Source organism: Niveibacterium microcysteis, from assembly GCF_017161445.1.
Taxonomy (GTDB): domain Bacteria; phylum Pseudomonadota; class Gammaproteobacteria; order Burkholderiales; family Rhodocyclaceae; genus Niveibacterium; species Niveibacterium microcysteis.
The window spans coordinates 1,675,017-1,691,104 of the sequence record NZ_CP071060.1 but is presented as its reverse complement, the minus strand read 5'-3'; the positions used below and the strand labels follow the sequence as shown (position 1 = coordinate 1,691,104).

11 protein-coding genes and 1 riboswitch are annotated in these 16,088 nt (G+C 64.9%); of the genes, 5 read left to right on the top strand and 6 right to left on the bottom strand.

Going from position 1 to position 16,088, the window contains the following annotated elements:
• Window positions 1-30 precede the first annotated feature (30 nt).
• On the top strand, window positions 31-1,059 hold the full coding sequence (locus tag JY500_RS07715) for a LacI family DNA-binding transcriptional regulator (protein ID WP_206255852.1): 1,029 nt from the start codon (window positions 31-33) through the stop codon (window positions 1,057-1,059).
• A gap of 24 nt (window positions 1,060-1,083) precedes the next feature.
• On the opposite strand, the gene JY500_RS07710 is transcribed toward JY500_RS07715, so the two are convergent.
• The gene (locus JY500_RS07710; RefSeq protein WP_246479826.1) at window positions 1,084-2,139 is read right to left on the bottom strand and encodes a glycoside hydrolase family 53 protein; all 1,056 of its coding nucleotides are present in this window, start codon (window positions 2,137-2,139) and stop codon (window positions 1,084-1,086) included.
• Window positions 2,140-2,555: 416 nt separating this feature from the next.
• Between JY500_RS07710 and JY500_RS07705 the strand changes: the two genes are divergently transcribed.
• The gene (locus JY500_RS07705) at window positions 2,556-3,554 is read left to right on the top strand and encodes a LysR substrate-binding domain-containing protein (RefSeq protein ID WP_206255850.1); all 999 of its coding nucleotides are present in this window, start codon (window positions 2,556-2,558) and stop codon (window positions 3,552-3,554) included.
• A 1,698-nt stretch (window positions 3,555-5,252) separates the two neighbouring features.
• Window positions 5,253-5,343: riboswitch (cyclic di-GMP riboswitch) on the top strand.
• Entirely contained in the window at window positions 5,342-6,184 is an 843-nt protein-coding gene (locus JY500_RS07700; RefSeq protein ID WP_206255848.1) for a DUF4189 domain-containing protein, read from the top strand. (Overlaps the previous riboswitch by 2 nt.)
• 478 nt (window positions 6,185-6,662) lie before the next feature.
• Here JY500_RS07700 and JY500_RS07695 read toward each other — a convergent pair whose 3' ends face one another.
• Window positions 6,663-7,457, bottom strand: a complete 795-nt coding sequence (locus tag JY500_RS07695; RefSeq protein ID WP_206255846.1) for a hypothetical protein — start codon at window positions 7,455-7,457, stop codon at window positions 6,663-6,665.
• A 169-nt stretch (window positions 7,458-7,626) separates the two neighbouring features.
• Between JY500_RS07695 and JY500_RS07690 the strand changes: the two genes are divergently transcribed.
• Window positions 7,627-8,781, top strand: coding sequence for a tetratricopeptide repeat protein (locus JY500_RS07690; protein WP_206255844.1), 1,155 nt, complete (start codon window positions 7,627-7,629; stop codon window positions 8,779-8,781).
• Window positions 8,778-9,254, top strand: a complete 477-nt coding sequence (locus JY500_RS07685; protein WP_206255842.1) for an NUDIX hydrolase — start codon at window positions 8,778-8,780, stop codon at window positions 9,252-9,254. The genes JY500_RS07690 and JY500_RS07685 overlap by 4 nt, the downstream gene beginning before the upstream one ends.
• Before the next feature lie 7 nt (window positions 9,255-9,261).
• Here the strand turns inward: JY500_RS07685 and JY500_RS07680 are convergent, their stop codons facing one another.
• The 4 genes from JY500_RS07680 to JY500_RS07665 all read right to left on the bottom strand — a co-directional run bounded on the left by JY500_RS07680 (window position 9,262) and on the right by JY500_RS07665 (window position 15,993).
• Window positions 9,262-9,960 (bottom strand): DUF6624 domain-containing protein, encoded by a 699-nt coding sequence (locus JY500_RS07680; protein WP_206255841.1) that lies wholly within the window; start codon window positions 9,958-9,960, stop codon window positions 9,262-9,264.
• An 89-nt stretch (window positions 9,961-10,049) separates the two neighbouring features.
• Window positions 10,050-11,699, bottom strand: coding sequence for an alpha-amylase family glycosyl hydrolase (locus JY500_RS07675; RefSeq protein ID WP_206255839.1), 1,650 nt, complete (start codon window positions 11,697-11,699; stop codon window positions 10,050-10,052).
• A gap of 104 nt (window positions 11,700-11,803) precedes the next feature.
• A complete protein-coding gene (locus JY500_RS07670; RefSeq protein ID WP_206255837.1) occupies window positions 11,804-14,200 on the bottom strand; it encodes a LuxR C-terminal-related transcriptional regulator in 2,397 nt (798 codons plus the stop codon).
• A 404-nt stretch (window positions 14,201-14,604) separates the two neighbouring features.
• Window positions 14,605-15,993, bottom strand: a complete 1,389-nt coding sequence (locus tag JY500_RS07665; protein WP_206255836.1) for a YfcC family protein — start codon at window positions 15,991-15,993, stop codon at window positions 14,605-14,607.
• Between the last annotated feature and the right edge of the window lie 95 nt (window positions 15,994-16,088).

Here is a 16,088-nt window from a genome sequence, read left to right as displayed (position 1 = left end):
CACCTGCGGTCACGCTGCTAAGATCCACACATGTCCACCCTCGTCGAAGTCGGGCGCCTGGCCGGCGTTACCCCCGCCACCGTATCCAATGTGCTGCGTGGCCGTGGCCGCGTGAGCGACGCAACCCGCGAGCGCGTTCTCGCCGCCGTGCAGCAACTGGGCTACCGCCCGAATCTGAATGCACGCGCGCTGGTCGAGGGGCGTCCGCACACGATCGCGCTGATCGTTTCCAGCATCGCAAACCCGTTCTATCCCGAGTTCGCACTCGCGGTGGAAAAGGCGGTGCGCAAGCGCGACTACTTCCTGCTCGTCTGCAACACCAACAACGATCCGGCGCAGGAAGCGGCCTACCTCGATGCGGTGGGCGGCTCGCTGGCGCAGGGCGTGCTGGTGATGAACGCGGACTTCGTGCGCGTTGAAGAGCTGCTCGCACTGCGTCGCCGCGGCGTGCCGGTGGTGCTGTGCATGTGGGAAAAGCCGGACGAAGCGCCGGAACTGCCCTACATCGGCGTGGACTTCCACCAAGCCGGCGTGATCGCGGCCGAGCATCTGCTCAAGCTTGGCCACACACGCATCGGCGCCGTGGTCGGCAGCGAGCCGACCGGCAACCACATCTGGCGTTACCGCGGTTTCTGCGATGCGCTGGCGCGCGCTGGCGTGCCGCACCCACCCGAGGAAGTGCGCTTCGGCGGCGACACCATCGACGCTGGCCGCAACGCTGCGCACGGCCTGCTCGCCGCGGTGCCGGATCTGTCTGCGATCTTCGTCTCGAACGACCTACCGGCGATCGGTGTGCTGCAAGCGGCGGCGGATCTCGGCCTGGAAGTGCCGTCGGATCTGTCGGTCATTGGCATTACCGACATCCAGCTCGCGCACCAGGTTCGCCCCGCGCTGACCACCGTCGCCGTGCCATCGGAGGAGGCTGCGGAACTGGCCGTGCAGCTGATGATGGAGGTGATCGAGGATGGCAACAACGCCGTCCCGCGCCATGCGATGACCTCGGTGCCGCAACTGGTGGTGCGTGATTCCACCGCGCGGGTGCGCAGGTCGCGCAACTGAGCGCGACCCACACGCCCCCCTGATCTAGTCGCTGTAGGCCTTCAAGGCCTCGGTCAGGCGACCATTGCTGTCGACCGCGCCCATCGTGTAGCCCTGCCAACCGGGCCAAGCGAGCGGCTCCCAGTAGAAAACGCCGCGCCCGTACTCACCCTGTTGCGCAATGCGGGCGATCAGGTCGCGAATCATCGCGCGCGAAGTCGCCGCCTTCTGCCAATCCATGCCGACTTCGGTGACGATCACCGGTTTGCCGTAGCGACTCACCATATCGGCCATCGTTGCGCCAATCAGCTGGTTGTAGCGCAGCCAGTCATTCGCGGGCGGATAGTGCGACATCCCGATCACATCCCACTGCCCGCCCGCTGCCTTCAGCGCATCGAAGAACCAGCGGAACAATGAGTCGTCGCTGCCGTTTTGCAGATGAACCACGACCTTCGCTTCCGGATACACCGACTTCACCGCCGCGTAGCCGCTGTTGATGAACCCGGCGAGCTGGTCGAAATGCTGATAGCTGCCTTCCGGCCACAACATGCCGCCACCGATCTCATTGCCAACCTGGACCCATTCCACGCTCACGTTGGCTTGCTTGAGCGCCGCCAACACGTCGCGGGTGTGCGCGGCAACATCATCCTTCAGCGCAGCATAGTCATGCGTCGCCCAGGCGGTCGGTTTCGTCTGGTGCCCGGGGTCGGCCCAGGTATCGCTGTAGTGGAAGTCGATCATGATGCGCTGCCCGGCAGCCTGCGCCCGGCGCGCCTTCGCCACGACATCCGCAACGCCGTTCCAGCCATCGGCCGGATCAACCCAGACACGCAGGCGGATCGCATTCACCCCGTTCGCGCCGAGCAGCGCGAAGGCATCGGATTCGACGCCGCTTGCGCTCTGAAAGCGATAGCCCGCCGCTTCTTCTGCACTCAGCCAGCCCACATCAGCACCGCGAGCAAATGCGGCAATCGGCTTGGCGGCAGGCGGGTCGCCTCCCGACGAGCCTCCATCTGTCGCCCCTCCACCTCCACCACACCCGACCAGAGCCAGCATCAACGCGAGGCATAGCCCGCGACCGCATTGTTGCGGATTCATCATTCAAGTCTTCCCAGTTAAAGACGCCAGACGGGCGACCGACACCACTACAGCGAAGGAACACGCATCTTCGTACGCAAGCTGCAAACAGAGTTGCCGGACCACGCCGACCAACCCCACCCAATCCAAACCCGGGCGATCGCCCGCCCATCTTCCTCCACGCGCGAGCTCAACGCCTTCACGGCGTGCTGCGATGCGCAATCGCTGCACAGTTCCAGTTGGCGCCACTCGAAGCCATATCCGGCTCCATCTTTTCGCGCCGCACCAGAGCCCATTCGAGAGTGCCGCCCGGATCTCCCATGTTCAGCGGCTCAAAACGGCAGTTTTGCTTAAAGCTTAAATCTCAAGACAAGCGCCCCCTTGGCAGACTCCGAACACGCACGAGAGCGCCTTGTTTTTTCTAACATTATTTGACACCCATGACCGCCTGGCGCCACAAGATAATCCTTGACTGCGGCGCGGCAAATGGCAAACTACATAAACTTAATGAAACGATTAATCAGACTCAAGGCATGCACGCACGCAGACGATTACCGCCGCTCAACGGGTTACGCGTGTTCGAGGTCGCAGCGCGGCACATGAGCTTCACTCGCGCCGCAGACGAACTGTGCGTCACGAATGCCGCGGTGAGCCACCAAGTCAAACAGCTTGAGGAGTTTCTCGGCCTGAAACTGTTTGATCGCCATAACAACCAGTTGCTGCTGACCGGAGCCGGAGAGAACTACCTGCCCCGCATCCGCGAGGCCTTCCGCTCGGTCCAGCAGGCCACCGAATTACTGCTCTCGGACACCGCCCGGCCACTCCGGATCGGCGTCCCCCCCGCACTTGGGAGCAAGTGGCTGGTGCCGCGTCTGTTCAGGTTCCTCAATGCCAACCCGGACCTACGCGTCGAGGTCATCACCGAACCCGAACTGCAATCGCTCGACTCGCTTGACCTCTTGATCGCCGAGCGCCAATCCGCCGAGCGCGGCACCGTCACCGAACGCTTCGCCACAACGGGCTTCTTGCCAGTCTGCAGCCCCGCGGTCGCGGCAGAGCTCGACGGCCTGCCCAGCCTGCTTGAGCACAACTTGCTGCACGACCGCAGCGCCCAACGCCTCGCGCACGTGCCAACCTGGCGGCAATGGCTGGAAGAAGTCGGGCTGTCGGAAAACCAGGCGCGCCGCAGCATGGGGCTCAGCGACACACAACTCGCCCTGCAAGCAGCGATCGATGGCCAGGGCATCGCCCTCGGCCAGCAGCTTCTCGTCGAATACGACCTCGCCGCCGGCCGACTCGTCAGCCCTTTCCGCACCGAAGTGTCGCTCCGGCTCTCCTACTACCTGATGTATCGGGACGGATTGCTGGAGCAAGAAGGCCCCGCCGCGCTGCGCCAATGGCTCATGGATGAGGCCCGGCCAAACACGCCGGACTCCTAAGAAGACGTAACGGACAGAAGACTCCGGGGCTGCCAACATTGTCGAAAGTCGTAAATCTAGCCAAAGGGCTCTCGACGCGTCGACGTCGATAACAGCGACATATGCCGCCTAATTCTGCATGGCAAATCTCCCGCTCCGATCAAGGTCTGGCGAGCATCTAGCTGGATCGAACAAGAGGTACACCGTTAGCTCGCATGGCTCGTCGCCGCCCAACGAACGTAGTCAGCACGAATTCGCCGCCCTCACGGCACAGGCAACAAGCAAACCAACGCCCCCGGCAGTGTCAGCCGGGGGCTTATCTCTTTAGCGCGGCGACTGCGCGTTGCCTTTAACTGCTGGGCAGAACGTGTTGTTGAAGGCCGGCGCGGTAGAAACAGCCTTGAATGCGCTGCCCTTGCGGGCGCCCAGTTGCTCAGCCATCACCGGCCTCTGCGCTCTGGGCGTTGAGCACCGAGACCTGCTCGCGCGTGAGCAGGCGCGCTTCGACCACCCGGATCGCCGGCGTGGTGGCGACCGTCGCGCCAGACGCAACCCAATTGACGTTGATCCGGTTTGATTAGCAGGGTGTCGACTCGGACAGCCAGCTCGCCGAGGACGCCGCGGTGCATATAACTTCACGTATAGCGACGAACCCCCATTCGCGGCCCCTTCGAGTGAAGGCGAACGGGTGTGACGAATGGCCGCGTCGCGGCTTAGGGGCAGCATGGCCTGCACCCGGTCTGGACGCCCGGTCGGCCATTCGTGCGGGCGGACGCCACACGTGCCCCAAAACGATAGGGCGCCCCACGCCTTCCGCGGTCCGCTGCGCGCACCGCTACACGCGCGGGAAACCCGCTCAACCGTCTGTGCTGAACGCACCGCCGGCTTAGGCCTCGCCTGCGGTCTCCCTCCGTTTCGACTTGACCGGATTTCCCGCGCCTGCGGCTCGGGGCGCCGGGGCGTTGCCGCCCCTGCTGGGGCAGGTTGCGGCGCCGGGGGCTGCGGGCTGTGCTGCCCTTGCCCCATGCCACTCCCTACGGTCGCGTCGCGGCGCCCCTTCGTCGCTCGCAGTCCGCCAAACGACTGCGCGCTAGGAGCTTGCCGCATTCATGGCACGGACCGTCCCCGGACCGTGCGAGTCGTCGCGTCAGAGCTGCCGCGACAACCGGCCCCGACGCACCGGAGGCCCCGCTGCCTCCCAAGTCCATCGCCGAACCATTGGCGAACATCCCCCAGGCCGGCCAAACGGCAAGGACCATTGGCACCCGATGCGCTCTTTCATCCGGTCCCTGCGGGCTGCGGCTTCAGCAGCACCCTTGCGCTTCCGACCTGTGGGCTAGGCGCCTTTGCGCTAAGGGCGACGAACTCAGGAAGTACGGCAGCAAGCACAAGGCCCCTCAACGCCAAGCCGGGAAGGCACGAGGGGACTCGGAATCTAGGAACCCGGTCTATTGAATGAAAGGAGCTCCATCGTGGAGCAACACCAAAACACCAGCGAATCGGAAGTCTGCAACCTGATTTATGCCTACACGCGAGCCAATGCAATCGCGGACAGCACTCTGGGGGACGCCAGTGAGACCGGCGTCCGAGTCGGTTGCCTTGACACATTCCGCAGTGCCACGAACGGACTCACAATCTTTGACCATCATCAATTGCGATGGCGACACCTCTCCACATTCATTGGTCCTGCGCAAGTAGAATGGGCGCAAGAACTAATCGTTCTGAAATTGGCAAACCTGCCGAAAGGCTGGGACGCAAAGCTTCTGGGCTACAGCGCAAAGGGAAACGCGATGCCAGCAGGGCTGCCGATGCAAAGCATCGTCAATCATCGGGCCCCGTACCTTCTTTGCGCTGATACTGAAAAACAAAGAACGAACCGGAGGTGCGATTTGAATTCACTCGTCAAGTCAAATGCGCGTCATATACGTACGCAGCGGCGCTTACGCGACTTACTTTTAGCTTCACTTGCCTTTTTGGCCTGCCCGGGGTTCGCTTGGGCGGAAGCGTCTGCAATCGCTTTCAGCAGTGACAAGCAATGGGGCTGGGCAACGCGCGCCACTCAACAGGAGGCAAACACGGTTGCCTTGCAGAGCTGTAACAAAGTTGCCAAGACAATGGATTGCAAACTGGACGACACCAAAGCCATTGTCCGCGCTGAAGGCAAAGGCAGGGTTGGAATCGCGAGAAGTTCTTTGGGCCTTGACGACGCGAAGAAGCGAGCACTGCAGAGCTGCGGCAAACCGGATTGCAAAGTCGTCGTCAAAGTTGCGAAACCTGGTTTCTATTCAGTTGCAGAGCCTGATGAGGGCGACGGAAACTACTTCATCGCCTATCACTATAGCGACAGCGACAAAGCCGACGCCGAGGCAAACCAAGGCTGCTTCGAACTGAATGGCAAAGCCTGTCGAGTGCTTTGGTCGGGAGCAATAGCGGGCACTTACACGACTGGGTCCGCACCAGCCGCACGCCCATCTCCTGTGGCATCCGAGAGGAATTGCCGTCCAAACACCCCAACAATTCGCTGTTCGTCCCAATGCACAAATGGCGATTGCACCGTCACATATGAGAACGGCTGCAAAATGCGTGTTCAGGTTCAACCGTTGTTCGATAGTTTTTCGAATCAATGGACCTATCCGGCGCCAAGCTGCTAGCCTTCTAGTTGCATCATGGGAAGGTGAGACGCAGTGGCCCGCTTGGTGTTGTGGCTCAATAGCAGGGTTGCAACTGTGGCTCAACGCCAAATTGATGTCGCGTAACGTATTGAATTTATAGCGCTTTAAAAACAAGCCTCAGATTCCGCCCATCACCACCAAGGCATTCAAGGCCGCTGATTCCGCAAGGATCAGCGGCTTTTTCATTTCCGGCAGCCGTCACCGCCACCCCGCTTCGCACACCCACGGCCAAGCACGAGGCAGGCGGGACAACCGTCGCCATACTAGGGCGCGACGCGGGCCGCCGCAATCGCGCGCCGGGTCGGCGCAAGCGACATCCGCCGTCGTTGCCGACGCACACATGCTCATTGCAGCGGCTTGGTCGGGTTAAAGTAGTACTTGCGGTAATCGAAATCGATGCGGTCGATGTCAGGGGTTTCCAGCGCGAAAATCCGGCGCGACCCAAGTTGCGCGAACGTCAGCGCGTCGCGGTATTGCGCAAGCCAGAGCTTGCGCGCCGAGCCGTCGAGCCGTCGAGCCACGCAGCCTGCAGCCCTTCCGTGATGCGGCGCAGGATGCGGTCATTCTTCTTGTTGGAAAAGAAGAAGCGCGGCAGCAAATAGGCCAGCGCAAAGCTACGGTCATAGTCGAGATTGCGGATGTGCGCGTGCGCCCTGAGCTCTGGTTCGAGTTCGTTGATGCCACGGCAGAACAGATCGAAGCGGCTTGACGCGACCATGCCGAACAACGCCTCGTAGCCCCCGACCTCCTCCACCCTGAAGCCGTTATGGCGCAGGATGCCGACATCGGCCCAACCACGCCCCTGCCCGATGCTGAACTTGCGCAGCGCATCGAGCGTGCTTACCTGGCTCACCGCATCGCGCGCTTCGGGCGAGACAAAACAGATCCGGTAGCCGGTGACACCAAAATCCACCGGGAACCGCACGTAATCGAAACCGTCGTCCAGCAGTCGGTTTTCGAACGTGGTCATCACGATCAGGTTGGGCAGCGAGCCTGCGCGGGCCTCTTCGATCGCGCGGGCTGTGTTCATCGGCGGGCTGATACGGATCTCGAATTCACCTGATCGGGCGCGCGTCTTCTCCAGCGCAAGCTGAACCAACTGCACGTTGTAGGCAGTGCGCGGATCGTTGCTGCTCTCGGGCGCTGTCAGCGTGACGATGTCGATCGCGCCGGCGAGGCGTGGCATCAGGCAAGCCACCAGCAACACGCAGACTCGCGGGCAGCGCAGTGCGCCGATCATCAAGGCAAACATCCGGTTCCCGGGCGTGGTGGCGTTCGGTCCATTCTAGTTGCGGTCCATGCGTTCGTCACGGCAAGTAGCCGCACCCTGCGGCCACCGCTACGGCGAATGTCCCCTGTTGTTTGCCGGCTCAACAACTACGATGGAAGTTGATGTCGCGCCAGCGGCCGGAGGCACAGGAATGAAGGCGGTGATCGCACTGTTGTCGATGCTGATGCTGGGTGCCTGTTCCTCGATGGCGCCAGGCCCCGGCGCGCCTGCGCTTTTCAACGATCAGGCGTTTGCGGCACCCACCGCCCGCGTTTCCGCACAGCAGGTGTTTGCCGTCAGCGAGGCGATGCAGCGCTATCTGCAAGGCCCGGCAGCCGAGCGCATGAGCCGGCTGGGTGTGAAGGCCGGTCTGGTCGATGCGCTCTACCGCCAGGACCAGCTCAAGCTGGAGTACGACTCCGAAACCACGCGCACGGCGGCGGAGGCGTTCGACGCGAAGTCCGGCAATTGCCTCTCATTGGTGATCATGACGGCGGCCTTCGCGAAGGAGCTCGGGCTGGCGGTCCGTTTCCAGCGCTACACGGCCGATCCGGCACTGGGGCGCAGCGCGAACCTTCAGTTCTCGATCGATCACATCAACGTCACGCTGGACACCCGGCCGCCCGATCCGCGACTGAGCCAGTTGATGGTCGACTCGATGACGGTGGACTTCCTGCCACCGGAAGACCTGCGTGGTTTGCGCGTACGGCAGGTCAGCGAGTCCACCGTCATCGCGATGTTCATGAACAACCGCGCCGCGGAGTCCCTTGCCCGCAGCCAGGTCGACGATGCCTACTGGTGGGCCCGCGAAGCGATCCGTGCGGACCGCCGCTTCACCAGTGCGTACAACACCCTTGGCGTGATCTATCGGCGGCACGGGCAGCCTGCGGCCGCGATCCGGGCGTTTGACGAGGCGCTGGATCTGGAGCCCACCAACACGCAAGCGCTCTTCAACCAAGCCGACGTGATGACGGAGCTCGGTCGCGTCGCAGAAGCCGCCGCGCTGCGCGAGCGCCTGGCGAAAGTGGACCCGGAGCCTGCATTCAGCTTCTTCGAGCGCGGTCGCGCCGCGATGGATGCCGGCGACTACGCTGCCGCGCGTGACCTGTTCACGCGCGAAGTTGCGCGAGCGCCCTACTACCATGAATTCCACTTCTGGCTTGCGCTTGCGCACTTTCATCTTGGCGAATTGCCGCTTGCCCAGCGTGAGTTGCAACTCGCGCGCGAAAACAGCACCACCGGCAAGGACCGCTCACGCTACGGCGCTAAACTCGAGCATCTGCGCAGCCTCGAAGCCGCCCGTTGACCACGCTTGACCCCGCAGCCCTGCCCGCCCGCCCTGCGGCACGCCTGATCGTGCTCGATGCGTCCGATCGCGTGCTGCTGTTTTGCTTCTGTCACAGCGCAGGCCCGCTTGCGGGCAGCAACTTCTGGGCAACGCCGGGCGGCGCATTGATGCCCGACGAATCCTGGCGCGACGCGGCTGCGCGCGAGCTGCGCGAAGAGACCGGATTGGCGGGCCTCGCGATCGGGCCAGAACTGGGCGAACGCAGCTTCGCCATGCCGCTGCCGGACGGCACATGGGTCCGCGCCGAAGAACGCTTCTATCTCGTGCGAACGACGCACACCGAGATCAGGCACGACGGCTGGAGCGAAGCGGAGCGCTCCATCATGCAGGAGCACCGCTGGTGGTCCGCCGACGCGCTGGCTACCGCGCACAACGAGCGCTTCCCGCGCACGCTGCCCGAACTGCTCGCGGCAGCGGCGCGCGTGAGATGAGGCGCACTCAACGCGGCGTCAGTTCCACCTCCCGGCGGTACATCGTCTGCATCATGCAGGCGTAGTCAGCCATTGAAGGCAGCCCCATCGCTGCACGCCGACTCTCCAGCGACTCTGGCGCCTCAACCGGCTGCAACACCAGCCGACCATCCTTGTCGTCGAACTGCGAACCGTAGCGCTGTAACTTGCCTTCGCCCACAAGTGTCCGGTCGGTCAGCAAGGCGATGTCGTCCTTTCGTACACCGTAGCGCTCCGGCTCTGCCAGAAAGGCCTCCAGCGCCTTCTTCTGGAATGCCCGATCGGTGTCTGCATGCTGGATCAGCAGCCATGCGGCGCGAATCCCGTCATCGCCCACTTCCGCGCGCGCCGGGAATCCACGCCGCTCGACGTCGGCCTTAAGCCAGGCGAGGTTGCGCGCGTCGACTTCCTTGACCTTGCTGATCGCCTCGGCGTTGCTCATGTCGCGCACCAGCTCGTCGCGCAGTGCCTGATCCTCGGCCACGCGCTCAAGCAACGCGGCCTGGCGCGCCTTATCGGTTGCCACAACGGGCGCCGGCTCCTTTTCGGCCGACTGCTTCGCGTAGAAGGCTGCAACGCCGGGGCAGGCCTTGAACAAGGCCGCCTCGTCAAAGTCCGCGCGCGCTGTCGCCAGCGGCGCCCATGCCAGCGCCGCCGATAAGATCACGCCAAGTCGCAATTGCCGCATCGCACCGCCCTCCGGAAGATGAAGGCGTCATCATGCCGCAGGGCATGCGGGACGACCGTGATGCACGCCGCGGCACGCCCCCTCGCGACTTAAGGTGCGAGACGTAACACCTGCAACGACTGAGGCGCCACGCGGATCTGCGACGGAGCCTCGGAGGCCTTGGCAGAACGTTGACCCTTGGGTGCTGCAGCCTGGCCCAAACGCAACGCGGTCGCTGCCGGGAACACGGGTGCCCAGGCCGCCGCATCGAAATCTGCGGGCGCCGCGATGCTGGCCTCGCGTGCCGAATAGTTGATCAGCACCAGCAACTTCTCCCCGCCTGCCTCACGCGTGAAGGCAAAGATCGCGTCGTCATCCTGCGACCACAAGGTGAAGTCGCCGGTCTGCAGCGCCGGATGCGCGTTGCGCAGGGCGATCAGCTGGCGGTACCAGTACAGCAAGGAATCGGTATTCGCCTCCTCGGCCGCCACATTGTGCGTACGCCAGTTGTCGACCAGCGGGCGAAACGGCGTCGCCGTGCTGAAACCCGCGTTCGCCTCGGCGCTCCAGCTCATCGGGCCACGTATCGATTGATCCTGGTAGTCCACCGGCTGCGCGTGCGAGAGGCCGATCTCCTCGCCGTAGTAAAGGAAGGGGTGGCCGGGTAGCGTCAACAGCGTCGCGGCGGCCAGCTTGTAGCGCGGCTCGTCGCCACCGAACTGCTTGAAAGGGCGCGCACCGGCGTAGTAATCGTGGCTGGAAAGGATCGTGCCCATGCGCGCCACCGGCATCGTGCGCAGCATGTAGCGCAAATCCGGCATCACGCGGCCCATCTGGATGCTCTTGATGATGTACTTCTGCAGGCCGAACGAGAACGCGCTGCCGCAGGAATCCTCGCCCGAGAAGGCCACCGGATCGCTCGCTGCCTCGCACACCATGTAGCGCTTGCCGTAGCTCGCCAGCAGATCCTGCGCCCGCTTCATCAACACATGGTTCTCGGGCTGGTTGTCCCACGCGATCGGGCCGTTCTCGTACAGCACGCCGACCGCGTCGAAGCGGAAGCCATCGACACCACGGTTGAGCCAGAAACGCAGGTTGTCGAGATGGAAGTCGACGACCGCCGGATTGCGCAGATTCCAGTCCGGCATGATCACGTCGAAGGCGCCGTAATACCAGTCGTCACCGTTCGCGCGCCATGGGTCGCCACCGTAGGTGGTCCAGCCCTTCATCTCGGTATCGCTGAACACATACCAGTCACGGTACGGCGATTTGCGGTCGGCCGCGGCGGACTCGAACAGCGGATGCGCAGAGCCGCTGTGGTTGATCACGTAATCGAGGATCACGCCGATGCCACGCTTGTGTGCCTCGGCAACCAGGCGGTCGAAGTCGGCCAGCGTGCCGTAGGCGGGCTCGATGTCGCGGTAGTTCACCGGCGCATAGCCGTGATCGTGATCCTGGCTCGCGGTGATCGGCATCAGCCAGATGCCCCGGATACCGAGTGACTGAAGATAGTCGAGGCGTTGCGTCACACCGTTGAGGTCACCGATGCCGTCGCCGTTGCTGTCCTGATAGGCGCGTACGAGGATCTCGACGAACACGCCCTTGCGATCCCAGCCGTCGGGCAAGCCGCTGTCGCGCGGCATGGCGGCGACGGCACCAACCTCGCCCAACTGCGGTGATGCCGCGGCGCCAAACGCAGCGGTGGCGCCGCCGATGCATAGCCATAGCGCGGCCGCGCGCGCGATCCAGCGAAACCTCATTGCCAGCTCCTGTCCAGAAAGGTCGTCACGCACCGGTGCGTGATCGTTCGGGCATGGAGTCTGGCGGCCGCGCGGGCCGCAACGCATTCAACCCCTGGGTTGATTCAAGCCGGTGGAACGGCGGTGCTCGCCTGCAACGCACGGGCACGCTGCATCGCTTCGGCGCGCGTGGCGATGTCCAGCTTCGCGTAGAGCCGGTTGATATGGGTCTTCACCGTCGGCAGCGACACATGCAGCGTGACGGCGATCTGTTCATTGCTGAACTGCTGGCCGATCAGTTGAAGCACCTGCCATTCACGCTCCGTCAGATCAGCCGGGCGCCCGGCCGGGCTGATGCGCGGAGATTCGGCAACCGGCGGCTGCAGCCGCGCGAACAAGGCCATCGCGCCGGCACGTACCGCCGCGTCCTGCACCGCGGCCGGGTGGCGCAGCCAACGTGCGAGTGGATCGCTCAGACAGGGCGCCAGCCAAAGCGCATCCATCAGGCGGCCATTGCTGACCGCCGCGTGAAGCCAGTCGCCAAGGAGCGTGATATCACCCGCTGGGTCACGCAGCGCGGCGATCAACTTCGCGGTGGCATGCAGGCGCCGCAGCCCGCGTTGCGCCAGGGCGTCGATCAGCGCTTGCAGCTGCGGGGCCGGCCAGGCCTGGTGCCGCAGCAAAGCAGCCGCGGCGCGGTGCACCGCGCCAGTCCAGGCATGCAACCCGGCGTCTGGCGGCGGCAGGCTCGCGTCACCGGCATAGCTGCGCAGCCGTTCCACATCGCCACGCAGCCCGGCGATCCAGATGCCGACGTAAGCCGCTTCAAGCCGCCATTTGGTACTGCAGAAGCTGGCGAGCAAGCGGCTGTCCAGCTGCTCGCCGAGCATCATCGCGTCGCCAATCCGGCCGGTCAGCAGCGCTTCGCGCGCGCGGGCAACCAGCCATGCAAAGGCAAAGAGGTCACTGTCGGCAGGTGGCTGCAACATCGGCGCTGGCGTTTGCAATTGCTCATGCGCGTCGAGCAGGGCGAGCCTCGCGAGCGACTGCGCGGCGGTTTCGTTCGCCAACCCGCTTTGCGCGATGTGCGCCTGCGCCTGACGAAGCGTTTCGGTGAGCCCCTGGTAGTCGCCGTGTTCCTGCAGCGAGCGCGCCAGCACATGCAAGCCATCGAGTTCGAGGTTGGCGAAGCCGTCACGCCGCGCAGCGCTGACTACTTCGCGCAGCAGCGGGATCGCGCGCATCGGCTGCCCCAGTTCGAGGCAGGCATACCCGAGCGCAGCGGCTGCCAGCAAGGCCTCCGGCGCATCGCGGTCTGCCAGTCCCGCGAGCGCCGATTCGGCAAGGCGCGCCGCGCCTTCGGCGTCGTCGAACATCAACTTGCAGCGCGCCTGGATCGCATCGGCCTGCGGCCCTTCGAGCTGGTCCGAGCGGAGGATGCGCTCGGCCTCCACCGGCGCGCGTTCGAGCTCGACCCACCAGGCCGCTCGCAACAAGCGCATGGCGGGTTGCCGGGCAGCTTGTGGTGACAGGCCGCTCAGCAGATCGCCGAGCAGATCGCGGCGCGGCCCAAGCAGAATCAGCCAGCCGAGCTCGTCGAGCAGGCGCGCGCAGTGCTCAGGCTTGCCGCTCGCCTGCGCGAGCCGGATTGCGCGCGGCGCATCGCGCAGGGCGAGTGCATCGGCAAAGGCAGCCTCGACAAACCGGGCCGCCAACGCGGGTTGGTGCAAGCACCAGGCGGCCGCAAGCGTTTCACCCAAAGCGGCCCCGGCCCGGCATGCCTCGAGCGGCGCGCCGTCAAGGTTCAGCGCATGCTGAGCCAGCGCCACTCGCACCGCGCCAATGCCCAGCCAGCCGCCCAAGGCGACCGGGCTCGCGGCAGGCTCCAGCGCCTGGGCACCCAACACATTGGCGAGATCCGGCGACAAACTCGGCAGGAACACTCGACGCAGCCATTCGATCTGCGCGGCCACCGAATCGCCAGCAAGACGCAGCCCCCACCATCCTTCACACCCCGCCCGCGCGGTGTCGTTGCGGCCGAAGGCCCGTTGCCACTCGGCGGCCGTCGGGCGCAGTTGCGGGGCGTCGAACACCGCCAACTGGCCACGCGCACGCCACTGCTCGAGCATCGGCAGCGCTGCGGTTGTTCGCGTCGCGAGCAGCAGGCGCGCGCGAGCCGTACCCTCGACACCGGCATCTCGCCATGCCTGCTCGGTGGGCGCCGGCAGGCTGTCGATCGCATCGACAATCAGGAGCCCAGCTTCCGGCGTGGCACGAAGCGCGGCCGCCAGTGCCGGCCAGCGCTCGGGCTCCGCCAGTTGATCCAGCGCCAGCCAGCAGCAAGGCTTCGCGCTCCCATGGGCGACCAGGGCTGCGATGGCGGTCTTGCCGAAGCCGGCCGGCGCCACGATCACGGTGACAGGGTGGCGAGCCGTCGCAGCGAGGATCTGCGACGTCAGGCGTGATCGCGCGACGGTCGGGCGGGCCGGCAGGTGAGGAAACGAAGGCTGGGCGACAGGCATGCGCGCGATGTTAGCGCGCTGCGGCCCACCGCCGGCATGTCATTGGAGGCCCTTCACCACAGGCACCGCCATCGCAATGTCTCGACAGGGGGAATGGCTGCAACCCGGAATCGCCGCACTGGGGGCCGATGTACCGCCGCGCGACATCGGCCTCTTCCTGTCGCCGGACGGCGCGCAGGCCCAAATCGGATTCACGCTGGCGCGCTTCGCGGTGACGGGGCTGCGGGCGCTAGATGCGCGCAATCTCGCATCGGCCCGCCTACTGCAGCGACACGGCATCTCATTGCAGGCGCGCAGCGAAACGACTTTCCGCGGCGCGCCATGCGTCGAACTCGACTATCGTCGGGCGAGCATGGCCCAGAAGCAAGGCAAGGCAGCTCGCGCAGCCCTTCTACCCGCCCCGATTACTGCCAGCCGAGCAGCGCCGGCGGCGCCAGCAGTACCAACGCCATGATCAGGTAAAGGCCCTGCAGCGGCAGCATCCAGCGCACCCAGGTGGTGTAGGGCACGCCCGAGAGTGCCAGCACGCCGACCGTGATGCCGGAGGTCGGGATGATCGCGGTGGCCAGTTCGCCGAACTGGAAGGCGAGGATCGCGGTCTGGCGGGTGATGCCGACCAGATCGGCCAGCGGCGCCATGATCGGCATGGTCAGCGCGGCTTGCCCGGTGCCGGAGTGAATGAAGAAGTTGATCACCGATTGGATCACGAACATCTTCTGCGCGGCGAACACCGGGCTGTCGGACGCGACCAGCGGCGCCAGCGCGTTGAGCAGCGTGTCGATGATCTGCCCGTCGCGCATCAGGATCACCGTGCCCTTGGCCAGCGCGATCACCAGCGCGGTGCCGACAAGGTCCTTCGCGCCATGGAGAAAGGCGCCGGTCAGCTCGTCGGCCGATAGCCGCGCGACGAGGCCGACCGCCAGCGCCATCACCAGGAACAGCGCAGCGATCTCCTCGATGTACCAGCCGAAGCGCACCACACCGAAGATCATGCCGAGCAGGGTGGCGGCGAACAGCCACAGCACCAGCTTGTGCCGCGCGGTCATCCCTGCGAACTGCTCAAAGCTGACGAGGTCGAGCGTCTTGCGGCGCTCCTGGTCCAGCGCGAAAGTGGGACTCAGCTCCGGCGTGCGGCGGATGCGCACCGCCCACCACTGCAGGAAGCCGATGGTGATGGCGGTCGCGACCGCCCAGCAGATCGCGCGATAGCCGAGGCCGGAAAACATCGGCACGCCAGCGATGCCCTGCGCGACGCCGACGTTGAAGGGGTTGAGGAATGCGGTGGCGAAGCCGATCTGCGAGCCGACGAAGGGGATCGCCATGCCGGTCAGCGTATCGAGCCGCAGCGCCAACGCCAGCGGAATGAAGATCATCACGAAGGGGATCGCCTCTTCCGCCATGCCGAAGGTGGCCCCTCCCAGCGCGAACAGCCCGACGAAGACCGGGATCACCGCGGCGCGAACCCAGGCCGAGCGGCTGTGGGCACGGGCGACGGACTTGATCATGGCGTCGATCGCCTCGGTCTTCTGCAGTACCGAGAAGGCACCGCCGACGATCAGCACGAAGCCGATGATCAGTGCGGCCTCGACGAAGCCCTTGATGGGCGCAGTCAGCAGTGCGGCGAGGCCCTGCGGCCGCGCTTCGACCAGATGGTAGCTGCCGGGCACGACCAGGGTCTTGCCGGCGACGACGGTGGTTTCGAACTTGCCCCCAGGCACGACCCAGGTCGACAGCGCGATCAGCGCCAGTAGCGAAACCAGCAGCACATAGGTGTTGGGCAGGCGCAACTTCATGCCGGATACCTCAATGAATTGGCCACCGACCGCGCCACTGCGGGCTGATGACAGGATGGAACAGCAGTCGAAAGCGTCGCGGGCCCGAGGCTGAT

Excerpts from the sequence above, each read along its gene's own strand:
- JY500_RS07715 (WP_206255852.1), top strand. The coding sequence starts at position 31 with ATGTCCACCCTCGTCGAAGTCGGGCGCCTGGCCGGCGTTACCCCCGCC.
- JY500_RS07710 (WP_246479826.1), bottom strand. The coding sequence starts at position 2,139 with ATGATGAATCCGCAACAATGCGGTCGCGGGCTATGCCTCGCGTTGATG.
- JY500_RS07705 (WP_206255850.1), top strand. The coding sequence starts at position 2,556 with ATGACCGCCTGGCGCCACAAGATAATCCTTGACTGCGGCGCGGCAAAT.
- JY500_RS07700 (WP_206255848.1), top strand. The coding sequence starts at position 5,342 with ATGCAAAGCATCGTCAATCATCGGGCCCCGTACCTTCTTTGCGCTGAT.
- JY500_RS07695 (WP_206255846.1), bottom strand. The coding sequence starts at position 7,457 with ATGTTTGCCTTGATGATCGGCGCACTGCGCTGCCCGCGAGTCTGCGTG.
- JY500_RS07690 (WP_206255844.1), top strand. The coding sequence starts at position 7,627 with ATGAAGGCGGTGATCGCACTGTTGTCGATGCTGATGCTGGGTGCCTGT.
- JY500_RS07680 (WP_206255841.1), bottom strand. The coding sequence starts at position 9,960 with ATGCGGCAATTGCGACTTGGCGTGATCTTATCGGCGGCGCTGGCATGG.
- JY500_RS07675 (WP_206255839.1), bottom strand. The coding sequence starts at position 11,699 with ATGAGGTTTCGCTGGATCGCGCGCGCGGCCGCGCTATGGCTATGCATC.
- JY500_RS07670 (WP_206255837.1), bottom strand. The coding sequence starts at position 14,200 with ATGCCTGTCGCCCAGCCTTCGTTTCCTCACCTGCCGGCCCGCCCGACC.
- JY500_RS07665 (WP_206255836.1), bottom strand. The coding sequence starts at position 15,993 with ATGAAGTTGCGCCTGCCCAACACCTATGTGCTGCTGGTTTCGCTACTG.